The following is a 20,179-nucleotide window of genomic DNA, read 5'->3' as shown; positions in this document are numbered from 1 at the left end:
CGTGACGGCGTCAGAGATTGGGGTGGAGGGTCAGACGGCCAAGGCCGCCATTCGCGCCAAAGCCCTCACGCTCGGCTTCGATGCGGTCGGCTTTGCCAGGCCGGAGGTTCTGCCGGAAGCGCGCGCCGGCCTGATGGCCTTTCTGGAGGCCGGCTATCACGGCGAGATGGACTGGCTGGCCCGCAATGCCGACCGGCGGTCCGATCCCAAGGTACTCTGGCCCGAGGCCCGCAGCGTCATCGTGCTGGGCCAGAACTATGGGCCGCGGGAAAATCCCCTGGCGCTGCTGGACCAGCCCCGGCGCGCGGCGGTCTCCGTCTACGCCCGCAACGCCGACTATCACGACCTGATGAAGAAGCGCCTGAAGGCCCTGGCGCGCTGGATCCATCAGGATCTGCAGGCCGAGGTGAAGGTCTTCGTCGATACCGCGCCGGTCATGGAAAAGCACTTGGCCCAGGCCGGCGGCTTGGGATGGCAGGGCAAGCACTCCAACCTGGTCTCCCGCGACCTCGGTTCCTGGCTGTTTCTGGGCGAGGTCTACACCACGCTGGCCCTGGCACCGGATGAGGGCGAAAGCGATCATTGCGGAAGCTGCCGCAGCTGTCTGGACGTCTGCCCCACCGCTGCCTTTCCGGAACCCTATCGGCTGGATGCCCGGCGCTGCATTTCCTACCTGACCATCGAGCATAAGGGCCACATCGCCCGGGAGTTCCGTAAAGCCATGGGCAACCGCATCTACGGCTGCGACGACTGCCTGGCGGTCTGCCCCTGGAACAAGTTCGCGCAGCCGACCAAGGAAGCCGCCTTCCTGCCCCGCGCCGAACTGACGGCCCCGCGGCTGACCGACCTGCTCGAACTCGACGATGCCGGCTTCCGTAGGGTTTTCGCCGGCTCCCCCATCAAACGCATCGGCCGTGATCGTTTCATTCGCAATGTCCTGATCGCGCTGGGAAACGCCGGGGACAGCGAGGCGGCAGCCGCCATCGAAGCCAAGCTCGTCGACCCCTCGCCCCTGGTGCGTGCCATGGCGATCTGGGCCCTGAGTCAATTACTTCCGAAAGAATCCGCTGATGAACTGCGGTCCAAGTACGGCACGAACGAAAGCGATCCCGGCGTGCTTGAGGAGTGGGACCAGGCAACGTAGCGATCAGAACTGGCGGTGAGCCTGCGGCGATTCAGCAAAGGGCCTGCTTACTGTGGCTGCGGTGCCGGCTGTATTGTGATCCGGCGCTTGGCCTTATCCGGGGGAAAGCAGACGTAACTGACACGGTGGGGCTGGCTCAGCGAGCATTCGTTCCAGAAGAAATCCTCGTCCTGCCGGATCAGGCGGCCGCCGTCGCACTGATAGGCGGCTTCTTCTTCGATCTCCGCATCTTCGTTGACGACCGGGCTATAGCACAGCCCGAAGGCATAGGGCTGCAGCCGCGGTAAAACATCAGCCTGCTTCGCGGTCGCCTCGGCTACGGCGGCGTCCGAACCTTGCACCGGAAACGGCAGGGTGCTGCAGGCCGCCAGCGCACCCGACAGAAAAATGACGGCCAGAGGCCCGATCGGCAGACCGCGCTTCATAAAAGACTCCCTCGAACGATTGCAGCTGCATTGATACGCAGCCCAAAGCCTCCTGTCATCCGCGAAGCAGCGACAAGTTTATTTCACACTAAAATATAGTATATATAGTTATTTATACATTTTCTCATGGACAATTCGTACCTATCACCCTAACTTTATTGTGAAATTAATCGCTGATCGTTCTTCGACCGATCAGGATCGATTGCCTAGCGACCCATAACACATTGATGACGTTACTGAATTCGCCTCGCAATCAGGCCCCCGCCTGAACCGAGGCAGGGAACAACGAGAAAGCGGACCATGCGATATTTCCCGGCATTCCTCGACCTCTCCAGCCGAACCAGCCTGCTGGTCGGCGGCGGAGAACTGGCACTGCGCAAGCTGCGCCTGCTCCTGAAAGCAGACGCCAGAGTCACTCTGGTGGCCCCCAGGCTGGACGCGGATATGGCCGCCCTGGCCGATGACAGCCGGGTTGAGTGGATGTGCCGTCCCTTCATGGCGCCGGACGTGATGGGCCGCGCGTTGGTGATTGCCGCCAGCGGAAAGCCTGAGGTCGACGAAGACGTCGCCGCGGCCGCCCGGGAGGCCGGGATCGCCATCAACGTGGTCGACCGCCCCGACCTCTGCAGTTTCATCACCCCGGCGATCATCGACCGCAATCCGCTGGTGATCGGTATCTCAAGCGGCGGCGATGCGCCGATCCTGGCCCGCCAGCTGCGCGCCAAGATCGAAGCGATGCTGCCGGCACGCCTGGGCGATCTGGTGCGTTTTGCCGGTTCCTTCCGCTCGGCGGTCGGCGCGACCATCACCGATGGCGGCAAGCGGCGGCGATTCTGGGAGCGTTTCTTCACCGGCCCGGTCGCCGGGGAAGTGCTGGCTGGCCGGGAAACCGCCGCCCGCGAAGCGATGCTGGGGCTGATCAACGGCCGCGCCGCCCAGGACCGTGAGCCGGGTTCCGTCGCCATCGTCGGCGCCGGTCCGGGCGACCCGGACCTGCTGACCTTCAAGGCCATGCGCCGCCTGCAGGAGGCCGACGTGGTTCTCTACGACAAGCTGGTCGGGCCGGAAATCATCGACTACGCCCGCCGCGATGCCGAGCGCATCTACGTCGGCAAAGCCAAGGCCAATCACAGCAAGAGCCAGGACGAGATCAACGCCCTGATGGCCGAGCATGCCCTGGCCGGCAAGCGCGTGGTGCGCCTGAAAGGCGGCGATCCTTTCATCTTCGGGCGCGGCGGCGAGGAAATGGACTACCTGGAAAGCCGCGGCGTCGCGGTCGAGGTGGTGCCGGGCGTGACGGCCGCGGCCGGCTGCGCGGCGGCGGCGGGCATCCCCCTCACCCTGCGCGGGACCGCCCTGGCCGTTACCTTTCTGACCGGCCATGCACAAGACGGCGAACCCGACCTCGACTGGGCGAGCCTGGCCAGCGGCAAGCAGACCCTGGCGATCTACATGGGGGTTTCCACCGCTGCCGTGGTGGCCGGGCGGCTGATCGAACACGGCCTCGCCGCGTCGACGCCGGTGGTGGTCATCGAGAACGGGACCCGCGCCGACCAGCGCGTCGTCACCGGGCGCCTCGAGGAGCTGGGCGACCGGCTGCAGACGGCGGGGATCAACGGCCCGGCCCTGATCATCGTCGGCGAGGTCGCCAGAAAGGCCATGACGGCCGAAGACGAAACACTCACTGCCGAGCTCGCCGCCTTGCCGCGTGCCTTGGCAGTTTGACGGAGGTAACGAAGATGCCCCTCAAAGCGGTTACCGCCAATCGGCTGCGCGAAGGCGATGTGGTCTATCTGACCGAAAGCGGTCTCTGGTCGAACTGGTTGAACCAGGCAACGGTCAGTAACGATGCGGCGGCCCAAGAGGGCCTGCTGCAGCGCGCCGAAGCCGATGTCGCCGCCCGCAAGATCGTCGCCCCCTACCTGATCGACCTGATCGAGGTGGACGGCATCCTGCAGCCGACCTCCACCCGGGAGAACATCCGCGCCGCCGGCCCCACGGTACGCGCCGATTATCGCACCGCCCCCCTGGTCGCCTGAGTCCAGCGGCTGCGTAGAGGAAGAGACAATGTATCGTTACGATGAATTCGATCTGGCTTTTGTCCAGCAGCGCGTCGCCCAGTTCCGCGGCCAGGTGGAACGCCGCCTTGCCGGCGAACTGAGCGAGGATGAGTTCAAGCCGCTGCGCCTGATGAACGGGCTCTACCTGCAGCTCCATGCCTACATGCTGCGGGTCGCGGTTCCCTATGGCACGCTGTCATCCAAGCAGATGCGCAGGCTGGCCCGCATCGCGCGGGACTATGACCACGGCTACGGGCATTTCACCACGCGCCAGAACATCCAGTACAACTGGCCGAAGCTGGCAGAGGTTCCGGACCTTCTGGCGGAGCTGGCCGAGGTCGAGATGCATGCCATCCAGACCAGCGGCAATTGCATCCGCAACGTGACCGCCGACCACTTTGCCGGCGCCAGCGCCGACGAGATCGAGGATCCGCGCATCTATGCCGAGATCATCCGCCAGTGGTCCAGCCTGCATCCGGAATTCTCCTTCCTGCCGCGCAAGTTCAAGATCGCGGTGACCGGTGCGCCCAACGACCGCGCTGCGGTGCGCTTTCACGACATCGGTCTGCAGATCCGCCGCAACGAAGCCGGCGACGTCGGCTTTGAGGTAATCGTCGGCGGCGGACAGGGCCGCACGCCGGTGATCGGCGTGACCATCCGCAAGTTCCTGCCCAAGGCCCACCTGCTGAGCTATCTGGAGGCCATCCTGCGGGTCTACAACCAGCTCGGTCGGCGCGACAATCTCTATAAGGCGCGCATCAAGATCCTGGTCCAACAGACCGGCGCGGAGGTCTTCACCCGGCTGGTCGATGAAGAATGGGCCGAGCTGAAGGACGGCGCCCTCACCCTGCCGGCCGAAGAGATCGAGCGCATCGAAACCTACTTCGCCCCACCGGCCTTTGAGACCCTGCCGGCCAACAGCCCGGCTTTCGAGGCCCGCCGCTTCGAGGACCGCGACTTCGCCCGCTGGGTGCGCAGCAACGTCTCGGCCCACAAGGCGGACGGCTATGCCATCGTCAGCATTTCTTTGAAGCCCGAAGGCGGCGCGCCCGGCGATGCGACCGCCGAGCAGATGGAGGTCGTCGCAGACCTGGCGGAGGCCTACAGCTTCGATGAGATCCTCATCAGCCATGAGCAGAACCTGGTGCTGCCCCATGTGAAGCTGAGCGACCTGCCCGCCGTCTGGGACAAGCTGGTCCAGCACGAACTGGCCACGCCGAACATCGGTCTGGTTTCCGACATGATCGCCTGCCCCGGCCTGGATTACTGCAATCTGGCCAATGCCCGTTCGATCCCCGTCGCCCAGCGCATCTCGCAGCGCTTCAGCGACCTCAACCGCCAGCACGAGATCGGCGATCTGAAGATCAAGATCTCCGGCTGCATCAATGCCTGCGGCCATCATCACGTCGGCCACATCGGCATCCTGGGCGTCGATAAGAAGGGTGAAGAGTTTTACCAGATCACCCTGGGCGGCAGCGCTGATGAGAACGCAGCAATCGGCAAGATCGTCGGCCCGGCGTTTTCCTACGACGCGGTGGTCGACGCGATCGACAGCATCGTCGACACCTATCTCGGCCTGCGTCAGGACAACGAAAAATTCAACGATACCTATGCCCGCGTCGGCATCACGCCATTCAAGGAGAAGCTTTATGCCGCTGCTTAAAGACGGCCAGGTGGTCGACGACCCCTGGGCAAATTTGCCCGAACCGTCGGAAGCGGAAGGCCAAAGCGCCGGAGAAACAGCGATCGACGTCGATCTGATCGTGACCCTGGAACAATGGCGCAACGGACGTGAAGCGCTGCTGAAGCGCAACGGCCGCCTCGGCCTGCGCCTGCGCAGCGATCAGCCGCCGGCGGAGATCGTCGACGACCTGGAACACTTCGACCTTATCGCCCTGGAGTTCCCGAAATTCTCTGACGGACGGGCCTATTCCTACGCCCGTCTGCTGCGTGAACGCCACGGCTTCAAAGGCGAACTGCGCGCCGTCGGCAACATTCTGCGCGACCAGCTTTTTTTCATGCTGCGTTGCGGCTTCGACAGTTTCGAGATCGCCGGCCAGGACGCAACTACCGCCTGGCGCGAAGCCATCGCCGAGATGGGCGTCTGGTATCAGCCGACCGGTGACGGGCGTTTGCCCAGCGGGGTGCTGGGCGGGGCCTTCGGCCGTTCGCGCGCGGTCGCGGCCGAGTAGCAGGCTTCAAGAATCGGGACGCTGTCCATGCTGGCATCAAAGAAGAGCAGATCGGACTTGATGATCCGGCCGGCCGCGAACCAGGATCTGGACCTGAGGCTGCGCGAGCGGGCCCGGCTGCTGGAACTGCGCTACGGCGGCTGCGACAGCCGTGGCATCCTCTCCGCCGCAATCAACGAAATCTTCGACGGCCGCATCGCCGTGGTCTCATCCTTCGGCGCCGAGTCGGCGGTGCTGCTCGATCTGGTGGCCCAGGTCGACCCGGCGACCCCGGTCGTGTTTCTGGAAACCGGAAAGCACTTCCCGGAGACCCTTGCCTACCGCGACCAACTGGTTGCCCACCTGGGTCTGAGCGCCGTGCGCTCGATCTCACCCACAGCCGACGATCTCGCCTGGGCCGATGCAGACGGCACCCTGTGGCGGCGCAATCCGGATCTCTGCTGCCGCCTGCGCAAGGTCCTGCCGCTGGAGCGGGGACTGAGCGGCTTCAGCGCCTGGATCAACGGGCGCAAGCGGTTCCAGGGCGGCCTGCGGGGCTCCATCCCGGTTTTCGAGGCCTCGCAGGGGCGCATCAAGGTGAATCCCCTCGCCGCCTGGGATCCACAGCGAATCCAGCAGGTTTTCAGGCAACGCGGCCTTCCTGCCCATCCCCTGGCGGCGGAAGGCTATCTGTCCATCGGCTGCGCGCCCTGCACCTTCAAGGGGAACGGCCAGGCCGGGTCCCGCAGCGGGCGCTGGCAGGGGCGTGAAAAGACCGAGTGCGGCATTCACCAGGGTCCGCGGGCGCAGCGGTCCCGGGCCCCCTAAATTAATCACATCAATTAACCATACTGAGGTCCGCAGCAGGCTGTCTCTGCGATGACACAGCCGCTTCGCGCCTGACCGCCGGCGATGATCCCGACCGGTGGCATTGAACCGGCCAGTATTGAATCACCGGCACAGTCCCCAGCAGAAAGATCCGATGCCTGCAAGGCCAATAGACGGCCCTCTGAGTCCTTTTTTGCAATGGCGAAAGAGTAGGTAATCGCCGGGCATATTCTTACGATCTCCAGAAAGATCGACTTCCATGATTAAATAAAACAATTCATACAATCAAAAATACTAAGTAAAAAATCGAACAGGGCAATTTTATTTCCCAAAAATACTAAGTTCTTTCTGAATATATACAGCATTAATAGTTAATTTACCTTAAAATTAGTGCGAATTTATCTAAAATTTTGAACGAAAGTTCTTGATATGCGCTATTAAGATTGTGTAAACCTTTACCTGCGGCTAGAACGTCGGCTGGATTGTTAACAGAGATTGACGGCTCTGCGGAGCCCGCCACCTCAGTAACCAGGACAATCCCGATAAAGGCGCAGGCCGCGAAGAGTTCACAGGGTACAGGACGACCGATGCAGCGAATTGCGAACAAACTGGCCCCCTGGCGGCCCCACCAGAAACGCTGGCTCGCCCGTGCGCGCCGCGGCTTGGTGACTGCCAGTGCGAAGCTGGGGTTCGATGCCCGGAAGGTGCCGGCTGCCGCGCTCAGCTCTGCCGTTTGCGCGCCCTTGGCCTGCCTGATCGCCGGCGCCGCTCTGGCTCATGTCGCGACCAGCGACCGGGTCGATAGCGCCTGGACCCGCGTTACGGCGCAGAGCTTCATTCCTGTCGACGTCAAGGACATCGACCCCGATCACTTCTATATCCGTCAGGTCGGCATCAGCCAGATTGACCTGGAGGAGCAGATTGCCAGCGCCTTCACGCCCAATCCGGGGCAACTGCGCGAAGACCTGACCTGCCTTGCCCAGAACATCTATTTCGAGGCACGCAGCGAGCCGGTCGAGGGCAAGTTGGCCGTCGCCCATGTGGTCATGAACCGCATGGCATCGCGTTACTTCCCCGAAACGGTCTGCGGTGTGGTCCGTGACGGCACTGCCGAGACCCTCCATAAGTGCCAGTTCTCATGGTACTGCGACGGTAAGGACGACGTCGTCACCGACAAGGATGCCTGGGCCGAGAGCATGCATCTGGCAAGCCAGGTCTACTGGGGCCGTGCCAACGACAACTCCGGCGGGGCGCTTTGGTATCACGCCGATTACGTGAAACCGTCCTGGCGCAAGGCCTTCGCGCGGGGCCCCAAGATCGGCCGTCATATCTTCTATTCCCGCAAACCGCAGGCAACGCCGACCCAGGTTGCGCAGGGCAACTAAGTAAGCGGTCGCGCGGAGCGATCAGGCCTAAGGGTCGTGTGGGTTCATTCAATCTGAAATGAGAAACGTCAGACGCGGTGCTCACGCCCCATGAGCAGCGCTTCGATCAGGCGATAGTTCTCGTCCGAGAGACTGACAAAACGTCCGCCGAAGGTTCCGTCCGGCGCGACACCCCTTTCGATAATCACATCCAGCCGCATCCGGCGCCCGTCCTTCAGGGTGATCGCCAGAACGGCGACCTTGCCGATGGCAAAGTCGGTCGGCTCGACGCTTGTCGCATCGACGGCTGCGCCAAAGCCGGCAATCGACAAGTCGACCAGCGACACGCTCTGCCCATCGAACTCGGCTGGGAGATCCAAGGCGTGGCGGCGGTCCCGGCGGCGATTCTTGCCTTTCACTGTGATGTTACGGCTCACGTTTTGCCTCGGAGATGGTTCTGATACGGCACAAAACTACTTTTGCTTTGTGTAGAAAAAGTTACCTGAAGTTGATTTGAGACGGCGTCACCCCAACAGGTGACGGGCAACCTTGCCGGTCCCGGTCCGTGGCAGGGCATGCTGGAACTGTACCATGCCCGGGCACTTGCCGTCAGGCAGTGCGTGCAGAAGCCAGCCAAGCAGCTCTTCCTGCGCCAGAGAGTGGCCTTCTTTGAGCACCACGAAGGTCTTCGCCTCCTGGCCCAGATAGTCGTCGGGAATGCCGACCACCGCGGCCTCGCTGATCGCCGGATGCCCCTTCAGAACAGCCTCTACCTCAGCGGGGTAGATGTGCTCCTCGCCCCGCAGAATCTTGTCATCCACGCGGCCCAGCACGTCGAGACGTCCCATCTCGTCGAAACGTCCGACATCGCCGCTGCGCAGCCAGCCATCCTGCAGGCGGCTGCGTGTTTCCCCCGGCATGTTCAGGTAGCGCTTCATCACCCCGGGGCTGCGCACCAGGATTTCGCCCTGGACGCCGCAATCGGACGACAGACCGTGCTCCCCCATCAGCATCACCTCGACGCCGGGCACCACCCGGCCGACCGTCGTCGCCCGGGGGAAACCGCCCGCACCGCCCCAGGCAACGATCGACGCCGCCTCGGTCAGGCCATAGCCGGGTATGATGTCCAGTCCGAAACGGTCTTTGAATGCATCGGACAGGCCCGCCTGGAGCGGCGCACCACCGGTAGCGCAAAGCCGAAGACTGCGCCGCACGGCCTGTGTGTCGACGCCGTCGGCACGCTCCATCATGTACTGATAGTAGATCGGCATGTGAACGAAGTAGGTCACCGACTCCTCAACGATCAGACGCCAGATCATTGACGGATCGAAGCCGTCGACCAGAACCATGATTTCACCGTTCAAGACCGCAAGGTTCAAACCGCAGACCTGGCCCATGATGTGAAAGAGCGGTGTCGAAACCAACCGCACCGCGGTCGCCTCGCGCGCCGCCAGAGGCTGGTTGATCATGACCATGGAGGTCAGGTTGCCCTGCGTCAGTTCGACGCCCTTCGGCCGCCCGGTTGAGCCCGAGGTGTAGAGCAGCACCGACGTTTCATCGGCACCGTAGCCGAAAGTCCGGAATGAACCCGACTGGCCGGACATCAGATCCGAAAGGGCCGGATACCCGGCAACCGTCGAGGCAGCTGCGATGTCGGCGGGAATGATCCAGACCTTCTTGCAGAGCGGCGCCGCTGCCGCGGCGGCCAGGGACTGATCGGCATAGGCACAATCGCCACGGCCATCGAAAGTAAGAAGCGCTTCGGCCCGGGAATCATTCAGTTGGAAAAGGATATCGCGTTCGCGCAGTGTCGTGCTCAACGCGACGGCCACAGCGCCGATCTTCAGGATGCCATAGTAAGCGGCCAGGAAACCCGTCCGATTGCTGCAGGCCAGGGCGATGCGACTGCCGGGGCCAAAGCCTTCGGCCAGCAGACCGTTGGCAACCTGGTTGGCCTGATGGAGAATCTGGGCGTAGTTGAACCGCCGTCCTTCAAAAACCAGCGCTGTTGATTGCGGTGCACGAACCGCGGTGGCATCCAGATAGAAAGCAACGTTCAACATCGCCAAGCCTCCCTCGTTAAGACCGTCAACCCTCAGTGGCCACCTGCCGCGGCCGGTACACCCAGATCACCAGCAGCAGCGCGATCAACGCCAGGGCCGCACCTGAAAGGTAGGGCCAGCCGCTGCCCAGACTGCCCAGCGCAAAGCCCCCCCAGACCGGCCCCAGGATGCGCGCGATGCTCAGGATCGCGTGGTTCACGCCCATTGCGGTGCCTTGTACCGAGGCCGGAGCGGCCTTGGACAGCAAAGCCTGGAGACAGGAAAGACTCGTGGCAATGCCGCCGCCCAGCAGCATCAAGGCGGCCGCGATGGCAAGATCGCTCGGCCAGAGCACGAAGAGCGACATGCCCAGCCCCATCGACAAAGCCGCCCCTGCAGCCACGGCCTCTTCACCCAAACGCTTGCACAGGAGCGGTATGAGCACCCAAAGGCTGAAGAGGGCCGCAATGCCGGCGCACATGAAGCCGAGCGAGACATCCGCGGCCCCCCAGGAAAGCTCGCGGGCCGACCAGAGACCCAGAGTGGTCTCCATCGAGGCATAGGCAAATGCCAGAACCGCCATGATGACGATGGGGCCAAGACAGAGCGGCGCCATGAACAGACTGGCCGGCACAGGTACGCTGCTTTTCGCAACGACCGGTGCCCCTCTGGTTTCGCGGATCAACATAATCGCCAGAACCGTCGCGAGGGCGGCAAAGGCTGCGCCCCCCAGGGCACCCGCCTGATAGTCGTCGCCACCTGGTCCCAGCAACCATTCCCGTCCCAACAGCGGACCAACGATAAAGGCGATGGCAAAGGCGGAGTTCACATTGGCCATCCCCCAGACACGCCGCTTGTGGCAGGTGCAGTCCGCCATCACCGCCTGGATCACCGGGATCGCGGCGTTGCTGACGCCGGCCAGGGCGCGCGCCGCAAACAACCAGAGCAGCGAATCCGCATAGGCCATCAGGAGATAGGCAAAAGGCGCCGTCGCCAAGGCAAGGCAGACGACGCTGCGCCGGCCGACCTTGTCGCTGAGACGTCCGAACAAAGGCGAAAGCAACAGCACGGCCAAGGTATCGGTCACCAGGATCAGCGATACCTGAACCGGACTGGCGCCCAGATCAAGGGCCTGGAAAGGCAGAGCCGGATACACGATTCCCAGGCCGATGAGATAGACCAGGGTGACCACGATCGGCGCCGGCATAATCTCAACCCTCTGTAACAGGCACCGGGCGCATCAACAGGCCGCTGGGTCGCAGGGTGATCATCGGCTCGGGCTTCACTTCCTGCCCGGGCACAAGCTGCAGGTCGAAACGCTGGACGACTGCGCTTATGGCGATCAGCGATTCGAGAACGGCAAAGCGTTCCCCAAGGCAGGTCCGCGGGCCGTCACTGAACGGGAAGTAGGCAAAGCGCCGGCGCGGATCGCCGGTCTCGGGATCAAAGCGGCCCGGATCAAACCCTTCCGGATTGTCCCACAGCTCAGGCCGGCGATGGACGGCGAACATGTTCAGCATCACGTTGGTTCCCGCGGCAATCTCCAGGTCCCCGATGCGGTCCTTGGCGACGGCGGTGCGCGAGAACGTCCAGAGCGGCGGGTAGAGGCGCAGAACCTCGTCAAAGACGCTACGGGTATAAGTCAGCTTGGCGAGATCGGCGAAATCGGGACGGCGGCCGCCCAATACGCTCCGGCACTCCGTCCTGACGCGGCGCAGGGATTCCGGATGCAGCGACAGCATGTACCAGCACCAGGCCAAGGCGTTTGCCGTCGTCTCGTGCCCGGCCAGGATCATTGAAAGAATCTGATCGCGCAGCCGCTTGTCCGAACGCCCATCCTGATTGGCCATCAGCAAATCGAGCAGGTCGCCCCCGGCTCCCTCGCCGGCCTCGCCGCTGTGGCGGCTTCCTTCCGCCCGCCGTTGGTCAATGAGCCCGTAGACAAAGCTGTCGAGCGTGGCCAGCGCCTCCTTCACACCGCGATTGTTCGCCGTCGGGAGCCAGCGCGGCGTGGCGAAGGGTGACCAGATACGCCGCTCGGCGTCGCGCAGAACCCGTGTCATCGCGGGGAAGACCGCCTCGTGTTCACCCTCCAGGCGCACGCTGAAAAGCGTGCGCATGAGGATGTCCAGGGTTACCCGCATCATCTCCGGCACCATGTCGAGCGTGCCTTGCTGTGCGGCGGGCGCCTGCCAGCGTTGCAGCATGTCGTCGACGGCATCCTGCATGGCGTCGGTCATGCGCCGCAGCTGGCATCCCTGGAAGCTACGCGACGCGGTCTTGCGCTGGCCCAGCCAGTCTTCACCCTCGGCCAGGAAAATGCCCTCGCCGAGAACCGAGCGCATCATATCGTAGAACTTGCTCTTCTCGTAGTTCAGGCGGTTGTCCTGCAAGACATGACGGATCATCACCGGGTCGTTCAGCATCGTCACCCGGTCGAGCCCGAAATGCAGTTCGACCGCACCGCCGTGATCGCGGGCGACGCGGGTAAAGAAACGCAAAGGATCGCGACGAAGTTCAGGAAGTAACCCGACGACGGGCAGCCCCTTAAGTTGCGGCGGCCGGTGGTTGCTCCGATGGCCGGCGGCAACCGATACCTGATCGACTACAAGGGTCATGTTCTTGCTCCGCTTCGGCGGCCGCGGCAGTCAGTCCTTTACCGCCGTGATCCGTTAGATGCCTGCTGTCTCAAGAAGCCCCGGATCTAGTGCCGCCGGGACATGCCGGCATCCGATACCGGGGACAAGCGCGCCGCATCGTTGCGTTCGACCTGGGCAACCGATTTCTCGGTCAGGGCAATCGAGTCCGAAACCGCTTCGGCGGCAACGCCGATCAGGTGGGACGCAAAGGAAAGGCCGGTTCGCTTTGCTTCGATCCGCAGATACTCCAGGCAGCGCTTAATCGCTTCGGCATCCTTCAGCGGATCGCAGAGCTTCAGTTCGATGGGCTGGTTTTCTTTGGTCATGTTGTGCTCCTCAGTTTTCGGGGGATCATTTGAGTAAGGATCTAGGCAACAGCCGGCTGATCCAGAAAGAAGTCGTTGCGGACAATCGGCCCCTGTATGCCGGCGACCGCACGCAGGCTGGCCAGGGTGGCGTGGCTCATATCGAAGCGGCCGGCATAGGCGACATCCTGGCCAACCATGGTGGCGCGCGTCTGCTGTTTGGGCGGGCAGCCCAGACGGGGCAGCAAGCGCTCCATGCGGGCGTCATAGACGGTGATCAACTCGCGGATGCCCATGGCCAGGCAGGTTTCGGTGACGGCACAAAGCAGTTCGCTGCTGATCCGCGCCCGCAGGCCGCGTCCCTCAACGGCAAAACGGCTGCCCTCCCAGACCAGCGGGTGGTAAGGCATCTTCTCGCCCTGCAGGATCTGCGGAAAGACATCGCGCAACATGTAGGGGCCGGTCGTCGGCAGGAATCGCCAGCTGCCGACGAGCTTGTTGTCCGGATCCATTGCCAGCAGGTAGATCGGATAGAGGTCGTCGAAGCTGTCACGTTCCTCGCCGTTTTCGGCACCAACGCTCCACCCGAGCCTTTGCTTGAAAACGCGGAAGCGTTGCTGAAACATTTGCCTCAGTTCGCCCGCGTAGGCTGAATAAAGATCAGGCGTTACAACATCAATCATGGTCCCGGCCCCCATAATTCGATCCGGGACAAATAGGACCGCAATTGGGGGCCCGTAACATCCCCCCAGAAATGGGGGGATGCCGTCGGGAATTGGCCGCGGTTAGACGGCGCCTAAATCGGCGATGGCATAAAAATCGTTTAAATTCAGACTATTAGGGGATTATGTGACCCTGCATGACCGCCTTGACGACGGCATGGTGCTTGGAAAAGACACCAAGCTTGCGCGTTCCATTCTTGAGATGAAACAGGACCGTCTCCTCGGAGATGGCAAGAATCTGACCGACTTCCCAGGCGGTTTTGCCACGTGCGGTCCACAACAGGCAGTCCCGTTCGCGGTCTGTCAGCCGGACTCTCCCCTGTTCGGGGGCGTCCTCAGAGAGGCGCAGGAAAGCCTCATGGGTTTGCACCGCAACCCAAAGCAGGTCCTGGCGGCCGGCCTGGTAGTTCTCTTCGAACTCCTTTTCGTGCCCGCCGCTCGCGGAAACGTTCAGGGTCGAAAGGCCGCTCTCCGGGCCATGGATCGGGATCGTGGCGCCCATCGAGAGCCCGAAATCCCTGGCCTCGTCAAACACCCTGCGCTGGCCGCTGCTCAGGTCGTTGCGGCCGCCGAGATCGCGCCAACTAAACGGCAGGATGGTTCCCATGGCGGCCTGGAACGTCGGGTCAACATCGCCATAGCCCTGCAAGATATAGTGCTCGACCCAGGCATCGGGAAAAGTCGCCAGAAACTCGTGCACCACCCGGCCATCCTGCGACGACGGCGGCACGAAAGAGCGGATGCGCTTACCCAGCGGTGGGCGCACGTGAACATAGGAGTATGTGTCAAAGCCAAGGGAACCAAGCGTTGCCTGCAGGCTGGCACCGATCTCCGCGATGCTCTCCGCCCGTTCGAGGGCGTCCAGGTGCGCCATGATCGCCGAGCTCATTGCCGGCCACGCCCGTTGACCGCTGCCGACCCGCAGATCGGACCGCCACAGCGTTCGCCGATGGCCGGTGGCACTTCGGTTGGAAAAGACTCAAGCAGGGCATGGAAAACGGCTCCGCGAAACACAGCGTCCCGCGAACGCAAAGAGATAGATCTTGCCACCTCTAGCAGATTTTCCATGCCCTCCCTGAAATCCGTCGTATTCGATCAGCTGTCCGCGGTACGGCCCAATGTCTTCAGCAAAGACAGAACTTCGGCACGCACTTTGGAATCAGGAATCCGGTAGTAGGAACTGATCAGTTGCAGCGTTTCACGCTGGTTGGTGAAGTCGGGGTCTGAAGAATGAATATGACTTCCGCCGGCAGCGCCAGCCTCTGCACCGCCGGTAGCGGCTTCACCTTCTGATTCCACTCCTTCGAAGAAATACGTCACAGGAACGCTCAGGATGCGCGACAGCTCATAAAGCTTACTCGCTGAGATGCGGTTGGCGCCGCGTTCGTATTTTTGGATTTGTTGAAAGGTCAGCCCCAGCGCATTCGCCAGCTTTTCCTGAGAGTAACCCAGGAAAACCCGACGAAGTCTAACGCGCCCGCCGACATGTACGTCGACGGGATGCGCCTGTCTAGCCTTCCCCACGGTCTGATGAGCAAGCATCATTTCACCTTACTATGCAATGATTCCATGACCCCGTAGTGATTATATTCGATACTACAGGGAAAGGACAAAGGAAAATCTCTCGCAAAAATGGTAAAAATTTATCTCTAGCCATATGGATATATTAACAAACGTCAACAATTGGCCATCCATCTGATTCTATTAAGTAACGAGTCTGATTTATACTTCTACGTCAAAATGATTCACTATAACAACCTTAAGGAGAGCGTCGGTTGTATATGCCCATGCAATTCGGCAGACGCATTTTATCTATCTGATTTTTATGTATTTTCCCCGATGACGAGACCACCCCGACATCCGGCTTTCGGTGAGCCAAACTCCGAGTATATGCCACCTTGACTATGCGCCGCCTGCGCCTCCGCAATCGGCCGGCGCCTCAAGGCTGTGGATAATCTGGCAGGCATTGGTCTGGGCGGAGCATCTGCCAGCCTCAACTTTGCAGCGAGCCGGCCGATCGGAGCCGGCGTGGGCCGACGACCTGAAAAGAACGGGCTCAGCAAGCCACCCTCCCCAAGCATTGATTCCTTTGCTGCCCTAAAGTGAGCCCGGTCGGCAATCACCCTGTCAGGTGACGGCGATAGGCAGCCATCACCGGGGCCAACGCAACACGAAGCGGGTGCCCCGGTCGAGATCATCGGATTCGATAGTGATGTTTCCGCCCAGGGAGCGGGCAGCGGCACGGGCAACCGGAAGCCCCAGCCCCGCCCCTTCCAGTGCCGCCGTCGATTCCGCCCGCCAATAGGGCTCAAAAACCGCTTCGTGCAAGTCGGCCGGAATTCCCGGGCCGAAGTCGCGGACCGCAAGCCTGTAGCAATCCGGTTCTTCCGCCAACTCAACCTCGATCTCCGAAGCCTCCGCGGCATATTTGGCGGCGTTCTGGAGCAGATTGGAAAGAACCGCATTGAGCATCACTTGGGAAGCGCCCACCACCGGGTGGCCGATACGATCGTTCAGACGCAGGGTCTGTGTGGCCTTCAAGGCCAGAGACACCTCGCGCCATACCGCCGAACAAAGCTCCGCCAGGTCAACAACCTCCCCATCGCCGGCCGGCCTTGGCGCATCGACACGACCGACCAGGAGGACGTCATCGACCAGTCTCGCCAGGGCCGCGACCCCGCGACGAATGGTCTGGGTCTCTTCCTGGCGCTCCGCCAGGCTCATTTGATCGCCGTAGCGGTCCAACATGTCGGCGGCCGATCCGATAGCCTGCAGCGGCGTTCGCAGTTCATGAGATACCATCGATACGAAACGGGACTTGTCCTGGCGTCGTTGCCGCTCGTGATCGAGGGATACCGTCAGCCGTCCCTCGCGCAACACGACCGCCTCGACCCGGCGGACCGTCAGAACCAACAACAGACAAAGGATCAACAGGGCAGCAAGCAGAAGCGGTGCCGCGCGCCAGATCACATCATCGCCGGAACGCAGGTCGCGCCACACAATGTTGCCCAGCGCAACGCCGTCAAATCCGGCGATAACATGTCCCAGGAAACCATCCGGCGGAGCCGCCGTCGAAAACTCCGGCGTTCCCAGAAAGCTGTTCAGGCTTTGCGCCGCAAAGAATGCCTCGCCGAGCGGCCGACCGAAAACGATCACCGAGGCAGAATCCGGGTCCGGTGGGCCCGCAATCGTCTCAAACGGCGATACGATGCTGGCGGCAACGATCTCCAGTTGTCCATCGATAGCGACAAAGCCGGCAGCGGGAACCTGATCGATGCTTCTTCCCTGACGCGCCGCATCCAGCAGAAGCGAAACACTCGGCGGCATCCGCTCAAAGAGCCCGATGGTCGAGGGCTTTCCGTTGATAAAGGCTATCTTGGTTTCGTTGCCGGGACCAAGCACCCAGATACAATTGACGCCGAAAGCCTCCAGCAGGTAGTCGCCCAATTCCTCCTTGGCCCAGCGTTCGTCCAGCCCCACGTCGAAGGTCGTGACGGCTTCGTCCCACCAGGCATAATCGATCACCAGGGAGCGCAAAGCGTCCAGGTTGGTCTCAAGCGTTGAGGAGACAAGGGATTCCTGTGCCACTGCCTGACGACGGTTCAGCGCATCGGCGCTCCAATACAGCAGAATGCCAACAGCGACCAACGTCAGGATCACCAGCATGAGCACCGGGAATAAAAGGTCGCGGCGACGGTCAGCAGCAAGGCGACGCGTTTTGCTCAACCGTGAAGGCGGTTGATCCCGTTCGGTAGGTGAGGACATCCCCGGCATTTTATGATCGGCTGAACGACCCTCCCCGAAAAGAAGATCTGACTGCCTGTTTTTCCCGATCCAGTGGAACCATCATGGTCACGGCAAGAAACTATAGTCCCAAATGACTAAGCGGAACAGCATAGTTGACAGCAGTCTGCACAAAAAGTGCCCCTTTTGGGCCCGCGACAAAAAAGATTGCCTCCCAGACCTTGAAGAGCCTCCATCAGAGGACGACATCAAAAATCGTTTATTCGTTCTACGAGCTATCAACTCTTCATGTTTGGACCGGCTATTTAGGGCGACTGCGAAGGCTGCTGCAGCGCCGCCTCACAGATCGCCATCGTCGACCAGACCATCATCATCAACCAGACCGCAACTCACAGGGTCTTGTGCGCCGCAACACAGCTTTGCAGGATTGACATTGAATCAGCACGGTTGTGGTGAGTATGGTTCCGCAATGACGTCGCCGCGTCACAGGTTCACTCTGCCAGCTCTAAAATTCTGTGCATCCAGACCCGGCATAGCGAATTGCCAGGGATGCGGGAGTCCTGCATCTTTGGGCGCTATTTGTCGATCAGGTCGGACTATCGGCCAGACCGTTGCTGAACTGGATGCCCACGGCACAGCCATGAGCCAGATTGAACCGGTTTTTAAGGTGGATTCATGAAGCCCATGGCGACCCACGATTCTTCCGAACGGCTCGGTCTCCTGCTGTCGCGCTGCAGCTTGGGGGATCAATCTGCCTTTACGGAGCTCTACGACGCCACTTCTGCGAAACTCTTTGGCATTGCCTTTCGTATATTAAAACGTGAGGCCTGGGCGGAGGAGGCCCTACAGGAAGCCTACGTGAAGATCTGGCGCTATGCCGACAGCTACAATCCGGGCCGGGGGCGGCCAATGACCTGGATGATCAACGTTGTCCGCAACCAATCGCTGGATCTGCTGAGAAAGGCTGACTATCGCGCCGCCGAAGAGGAATGGAATCCTGATAAGGATGGGCGAATGAGTGGCGACAACCCAGCGGCACAGGCCGAAACAAGTCAGGAGATGCAACGCGTGATGCGCTGCCTTTCCGGCCTGACAGATGAGCAGCGTGATTGCATCCTGCTGTCCTATCACCAGGGCTATACCCCGAGCGAGGTGGCAGCACGGATCGATCGCCCGGTGGGAACCGTCAAGACCTGGATCCGCAGGGGCCTGATCAAAGTCAGGGAGTGTTTGGACCAATGAGGTACGACGACCCCCAGGTCCAGGAAGCGCTGGCCGGCGACTATGCGGTCGGCGCCTTGCAGGGCCCGGCAAGACGGCGGCTTGAAGCCCTGATGCGGACCCGGCCGGATCTGCGCCGGCGGGTCGAGGCCTGGGAAGACAGACTAACGCCGCTGGCCGAGCAGACGCCGGCCAGGACGCCGCGGGCCCGCGTCTTTCGTGCACTTGAAAAGCGCATCAATCCACTAAGCGAAACCGGGCAATCAAGTTTTTGGGAAAACCTTGCTTTCTGGCGTCCCTTCGGCGCCGTCGCCGCCGTTCTGGTGGTGTTGCTGGGTGGCTACGCCGGCTTCATCGGTTATCAGTCCGGCCAGCAGCCCGTCCAGATCGCCGAGACAGCACCCCAACAAGTCCTGCCCAGCTACGTGGCGGTGCTGGAAGACGGATCAGAGCAGCCGGCCCTGGTGGTCACGGCCTACACGGGCCCCTGGCGACTTGCGGTGAAGCCGTTGCGGCCCCTGGACGGCGAAGAGGCCAAGGTCTTCCAGGTCTGGACGGTCGAACGCGGCAACGGCACGATCCGGCCCCTGCTGCAACTGGCCGGCGACGAGCAAACCGGACAGCCGCTCGACAAGGGCGGCTGGGATGCCGTGAAGTCATCGGAATCCCTGATCGTTACTTTGGAAGCAATCGGCTCTGCTGCCGCCGCGCCCAGCAGCCCCGTGCTCTTCTCCGGTCTCTGCATCAATCTCTGGGAAGCCAACGACACCTGAGCGCAGGCGTTGCGCTAACGCCGGTTATACATCGGACCAGAGCCGCATCAGGTTGGCATGGGTTTTACTTAAGAGATCAAAGTCGCGGTCCTTGCCCTTTTCGCGAAACAACGATCTGCGCACCTTGTCGATATCGTAGAGGATCTCGCGATGCTCGGCAGAGCGCACGATGCTCTGTGCCCAGGTCACGGCAACCTCGCGCTGACCGCGGGTCACCTCGGCCACCCGGTGCAGGGTGTTGGAGGGATAGAAGACGGCAGCGCCGGCCGGCAGTTTGTAGCGCAACTCGCCGCCACCCAACTCCATGATCAATTCGCCGCCATCATAATCTTCCGGGGCATTCAAAAAAATGGTCATCGACACGTCGCTGCGCGCCAGAACCTCCCGGCCCATGATCGCATCGTCGATGTGGGCGCCGTAGGACATACCCTCGCGATACCGGCTGAACAGGACCGGGCGGATTGCCTGCGGCATGACGGTAAGGTTGAAGGTCACGTTGGCACGCAGAATCGAGGTCACGAGGTCGCGCGCCGCTGCCGTCTTGGGGTTGCGCCCGTCCGACTGCTCGTTGGCTTTGACCAGCTTGGCGTGCCAGCCGGCCGTCTTTCGCCCATCGACATAGTCGACCTCATCAAGCAGGCCCCTGAGGCGCGCCAGATCATCACCGGAAAGCAGGTTTTCGATCGTCAGAATCATGAACCGAGCTATAGCACGCAGCAGGCTGGCTCGCCCAGCGTGATA

The 20,179-nt window shown here is 61.8% G+C and carries 20 protein-coding genes; 9 read left to right on the top strand and 11 right to left on the bottom strand.

The window, feature by feature from the left end; genetic code table 11:
* Positions 1-22: 22 nt before the first annotated feature.
* A complete protein-coding gene (gene queG, locus HBA54_RS16035; protein ID WP_167226404.1) occupies positions 23-1,144 on the top strand; it encodes a tRNA epoxyqueuosine(34) reductase QueG in 1,122 nt (373 codons plus the stop codon).
* A gap of 47 nt (positions 1,145-1,191) precedes the next feature.
* Here queG and HBA54_RS16030 read toward each other — a convergent pair whose 3' ends face one another.
* Positions 1,192-1,569 (bottom strand): hypothetical protein, encoded by a 378-nt coding sequence (locus tag HBA54_RS16030; protein ID WP_167226402.1) that lies wholly within the window; start codon positions 1,567-1,569, stop codon positions 1,192-1,194.
* A gap of 300 nt (positions 1,570-1,869) precedes the next feature.
* On the opposite strand from HBA54_RS16030, the gene cysG reads away from it, so the two are divergent.
* The 6 genes from cysG (at position 1,870) to HBA54_RS16000 (ending at position 8,013) form a co-directional block, all read left to right on the top strand.
* Positions 1,870-3,294: a siroheme synthase CysG gene (cysG, locus tag HBA54_RS16025; RefSeq protein ID WP_167226400.1), complete on the top strand. Its 1,425-nt coding sequence runs from the start codon at positions 1,870-1,872 to the stop codon at positions 3,292-3,294.
* A 14-nt stretch (positions 3,295-3,308) separates the two neighbouring features.
* Positions 3,309-3,608 (top strand): DUF2849 domain-containing protein, encoded by a 300-nt coding sequence (locus tag HBA54_RS16020; protein ID WP_167226398.1) that lies wholly within the window; start codon positions 3,309-3,311, stop codon positions 3,606-3,608.
* A gap of 28 nt (positions 3,609-3,636) precedes the next feature.
* On the top strand, positions 3,637-5,292 hold the full coding sequence (locus HBA54_RS16015; RefSeq protein ID WP_167226396.1) for a nitrite/sulfite reductase: 1,656 nt from the start codon (positions 3,637-3,639) through the stop codon (positions 5,290-5,292).
* Positions 5,279-5,821, top strand: coding sequence for a DUF934 domain-containing protein (locus tag HBA54_RS16010; protein ID WP_167226394.1), 543 nt, complete (start codon positions 5,279-5,281; stop codon positions 5,819-5,821). Before HBA54_RS16015 ends, HBA54_RS16010 begins: the two co-directional genes overlap by 14 nt.
* 27 nt (positions 5,822-5,848) lie before the next feature.
* Positions 5,849-6,628, top strand: a complete 780-nt coding sequence (locus HBA54_RS16005; RefSeq protein ID WP_240932716.1) for a phosphoadenylyl-sulfate reductase — start codon at positions 5,849-5,851, stop codon at positions 6,626-6,628.
* A 587-nt stretch (positions 6,629-7,215) separates the two neighbouring features.
* A complete protein-coding gene (locus HBA54_RS16000; protein ID WP_167226392.1) occupies positions 7,216-8,013 on the top strand; it encodes a cell wall hydrolase in 798 nt (265 codons plus the stop codon).
* Between the two features lie 68 nt (positions 8,014-8,081).
* Here the strand turns inward: HBA54_RS16000 and HBA54_RS15995 are convergent, their stop codons facing one another.
* The 9 genes from HBA54_RS15995 to HBA54_RS15955 form a co-directional block, all read right to left on the bottom strand.
* Positions 8,082-8,429 carry a hypothetical protein gene (locus tag HBA54_RS15995; protein ID WP_167226390.1) on the bottom strand — a complete coding sequence of 116 codons (348 nt, stop codon included), beginning with the start codon at positions 8,427-8,429 and terminating at the stop codon, positions 8,082-8,084.
* An 87-nt stretch (positions 8,430-8,516) separates the two neighbouring features.
* Positions 8,517-10,055, bottom strand: a complete 1,539-nt coding sequence (locus tag HBA54_RS15990) for a class I adenylate-forming enzyme family protein (protein WP_167226388.1) — start codon at positions 10,053-10,055, stop codon at positions 8,517-8,519.
* A gap of 25 nt (positions 10,056-10,080) precedes the next feature.
* The gene (locus tag HBA54_RS15985; protein WP_167226386.1) at positions 10,081-11,241 is read right to left on the bottom strand and encodes an MFS transporter; all 1,161 of its coding nucleotides are present in this window, start codon (positions 11,239-11,241) and stop codon (positions 10,081-10,083) included.
* A gap of 4 nt (positions 11,242-11,245) precedes the next feature.
* Positions 11,246-12,652: a cytochrome P450 gene (locus tag HBA54_RS15980; protein WP_167226384.1), complete on the bottom strand. Its 1,407-nt coding sequence runs from the start codon at positions 12,650-12,652 to the stop codon at positions 11,246-11,248.
* A gap of 86 nt (positions 12,653-12,738) precedes the next feature.
* The gene (locus HBA54_RS15975) at positions 12,739-12,999 is read right to left on the bottom strand and encodes a hypothetical protein (RefSeq protein ID WP_167226382.1); all 261 of its coding nucleotides are present in this window, start codon (positions 12,997-12,999) and stop codon (positions 12,739-12,741) included.
* Between the two features lie 41 nt (positions 13,000-13,040).
* Positions 13,041-13,661, bottom strand: a complete 621-nt coding sequence (locus HBA54_RS15970; RefSeq protein WP_167226380.1) for an acyl-homoserine-lactone synthase — start codon at positions 13,659-13,661, stop codon at positions 13,041-13,043.
* Between the two features lie 154 nt (positions 13,662-13,815).
* On the bottom strand, positions 13,816-14,589 hold the full coding sequence (locus HBA54_RS15965; protein WP_167226378.1) for a helix-turn-helix transcriptional regulator: 774 nt from the start codon (positions 14,587-14,589) through the stop codon (positions 13,816-13,818).
* Positions 14,590-14,795: 206 nt separating this feature from the next.
* On the bottom strand, positions 14,796-15,245 hold the full coding sequence (locus HBA54_RS15960; protein ID WP_167226376.1) for a helix-turn-helix domain-containing protein: 450 nt from the start codon (positions 15,243-15,245) through the stop codon (positions 14,796-14,798).
* A gap of 606 nt (positions 15,246-15,851) precedes the next feature.
* The gene (locus HBA54_RS15955; protein ID WP_167226374.1) at positions 15,852-17,426 is read right to left on the bottom strand and encodes a sensor histidine kinase; all 1,575 of its coding nucleotides are present in this window, start codon (positions 17,424-17,426) and stop codon (positions 15,852-15,854) included.
* Positions 17,427-18,119: 693 nt separating this feature from the next.
* On the opposite strand from HBA54_RS15955, the gene HBA54_RS15950 reads away from it, so the two are divergent.
* Both HBA54_RS15950 and HBA54_RS15945 read left to right on the top strand, forming a co-directional pair.
* Positions 18,120-18,686, top strand: a complete 567-nt coding sequence (locus tag HBA54_RS15950) for a sigma-70 family RNA polymerase sigma factor (RefSeq protein WP_205944701.1) — start codon at positions 18,120-18,122, stop codon at positions 18,684-18,686.
* Positions 18,683-19,438, top strand: a complete 756-nt coding sequence (locus HBA54_RS15945; protein ID WP_167226372.1) for an anti-sigma factor — start codon at positions 18,683-18,685, stop codon at positions 19,436-19,438. The genes HBA54_RS15950 and HBA54_RS15945 overlap by 4 nt, the downstream gene beginning before the upstream one ends.
* A gap of 24 nt (positions 19,439-19,462) precedes the next feature.
* On the opposite strand, the gene HBA54_RS15940 is transcribed toward HBA54_RS15945, so the two are convergent.
* Positions 19,463-20,134 (bottom strand): Fe2+-dependent dioxygenase, encoded by a 672-nt coding sequence (locus HBA54_RS15940; RefSeq protein WP_167226370.1) that lies wholly within the window; start codon positions 20,132-20,134, stop codon positions 19,463-19,465.
* Positions 20,135-20,179 lie beyond the last annotated feature (45 nt).

It is taken from the genome of Pelagibius litoralis (assembly GCF_011683915.1).
Taxonomy (GTDB): Bacteria; Pseudomonadota; Alphaproteobacteria; order Kiloniellales; family Kiloniellaceae; genus Pelagibius; species Pelagibius litoralis.
Note: the sequence above shows the minus strand (reverse complement) of the source record. Positions and strands in the feature narration are given on the sequence as shown.

Excerpts from the sequence above, each read along its gene's own strand:
- HBA54_RS16030 (WP_167226402.1), bottom strand. The coding sequence starts at position 1,569 with ATGAAGCGCGGTCTGCCGATCGGGCCTCTGGCCGTCATTTTTCTGTCG.
- cysG (WP_167226400.1), top strand. The coding sequence starts at position 1,870 with ATGCGATATTTCCCGGCATTCCTCGACCTCTCCAGCCGAACCAGCCTG.
- HBA54_RS16020 (WP_167226398.1), top strand. The coding sequence starts at position 3,309 with ATGCCCCTCAAAGCGGTTACCGCCAATCGGCTGCGCGAAGGCGATGTG.
- HBA54_RS16015 (WP_167226396.1), top strand. The coding sequence starts at position 3,637 with ATGTATCGTTACGATGAATTCGATCTGGCTTTTGTCCAGCAGCGCGTC.
- HBA54_RS16010 (WP_167226394.1), top strand. The coding sequence starts at position 5,279 with ATGCCGCTGCTTAAAGACGGCCAGGTGGTCGACGACCCCTGGGCAAAT.
- HBA54_RS16005 (WP_240932716.1), top strand. The coding sequence starts at position 5,849 with ATGCTGGCATCAAAGAAGAGCAGATCGGACTTGATGATCCGGCCGGCC.
- HBA54_RS16000 (WP_167226392.1), top strand. The coding sequence starts at position 7,216 with ATGCAGCGAATTGCGAACAAACTGGCCCCCTGGCGGCCCCACCAGAAA.
- HBA54_RS15990 (WP_167226388.1), bottom strand. The coding sequence starts at position 10,055 with ATGTTGAACGTTGCTTTCTATCTGGATGCCACCGCGGTTCGTGCACCG.
- HBA54_RS15985 (WP_167226386.1), bottom strand. The coding sequence starts at position 11,241 with ATGCCGGCGCCGATCGTGGTCACCCTGGTCTATCTCATCGGCCTGGGA.
- HBA54_RS15980 (WP_167226384.1), bottom strand. The coding sequence starts at position 12,652 with ATGACCCTTGTAGTCGATCAGGTATCGGTTGCCGCCGGCCATCGGAGC.
- HBA54_RS15975 (WP_167226382.1), bottom strand. The coding sequence starts at position 12,999 with ATGACCAAAGAAAACCAGCCCATCGAACTGAAGCTCTGCGATCCGCTG.
- HBA54_RS15970 (WP_167226380.1), bottom strand. The coding sequence starts at position 13,661 with ATGATTGATGTTGTAACGCCTGATCTTTATTCAGCCTACGCGGGCGAA.
- HBA54_RS15965 (WP_167226378.1), bottom strand. The coding sequence starts at position 14,589 with ATGAGCTCGGCGATCATGGCGCACCTGGACGCCCTCGAACGGGCGGAG.
- HBA54_RS15960 (WP_167226376.1), bottom strand. The coding sequence starts at position 15,245 with ATGATGCTTGCTCATCAGACCGTGGGGAAGGCTAGACAGGCGCATCCC.
- HBA54_RS15950 (WP_205944701.1), top strand. The coding sequence starts at position 18,120 with ATGAAGCCCATGGCGACCCACGATTCTTCCGAACGGCTCGGTCTCCTG.
- HBA54_RS15945 (WP_167226372.1), top strand. The coding sequence starts at position 18,683 with ATGAGGTACGACGACCCCCAGGTCCAGGAAGCGCTGGCCGGCGACTAT.
- HBA54_RS15940 (WP_167226370.1), bottom strand. The coding sequence starts at position 20,134 with ATGATTCTGACGATCGAAAACCTGCTTTCCGGTGATGATCTGGCGCGC.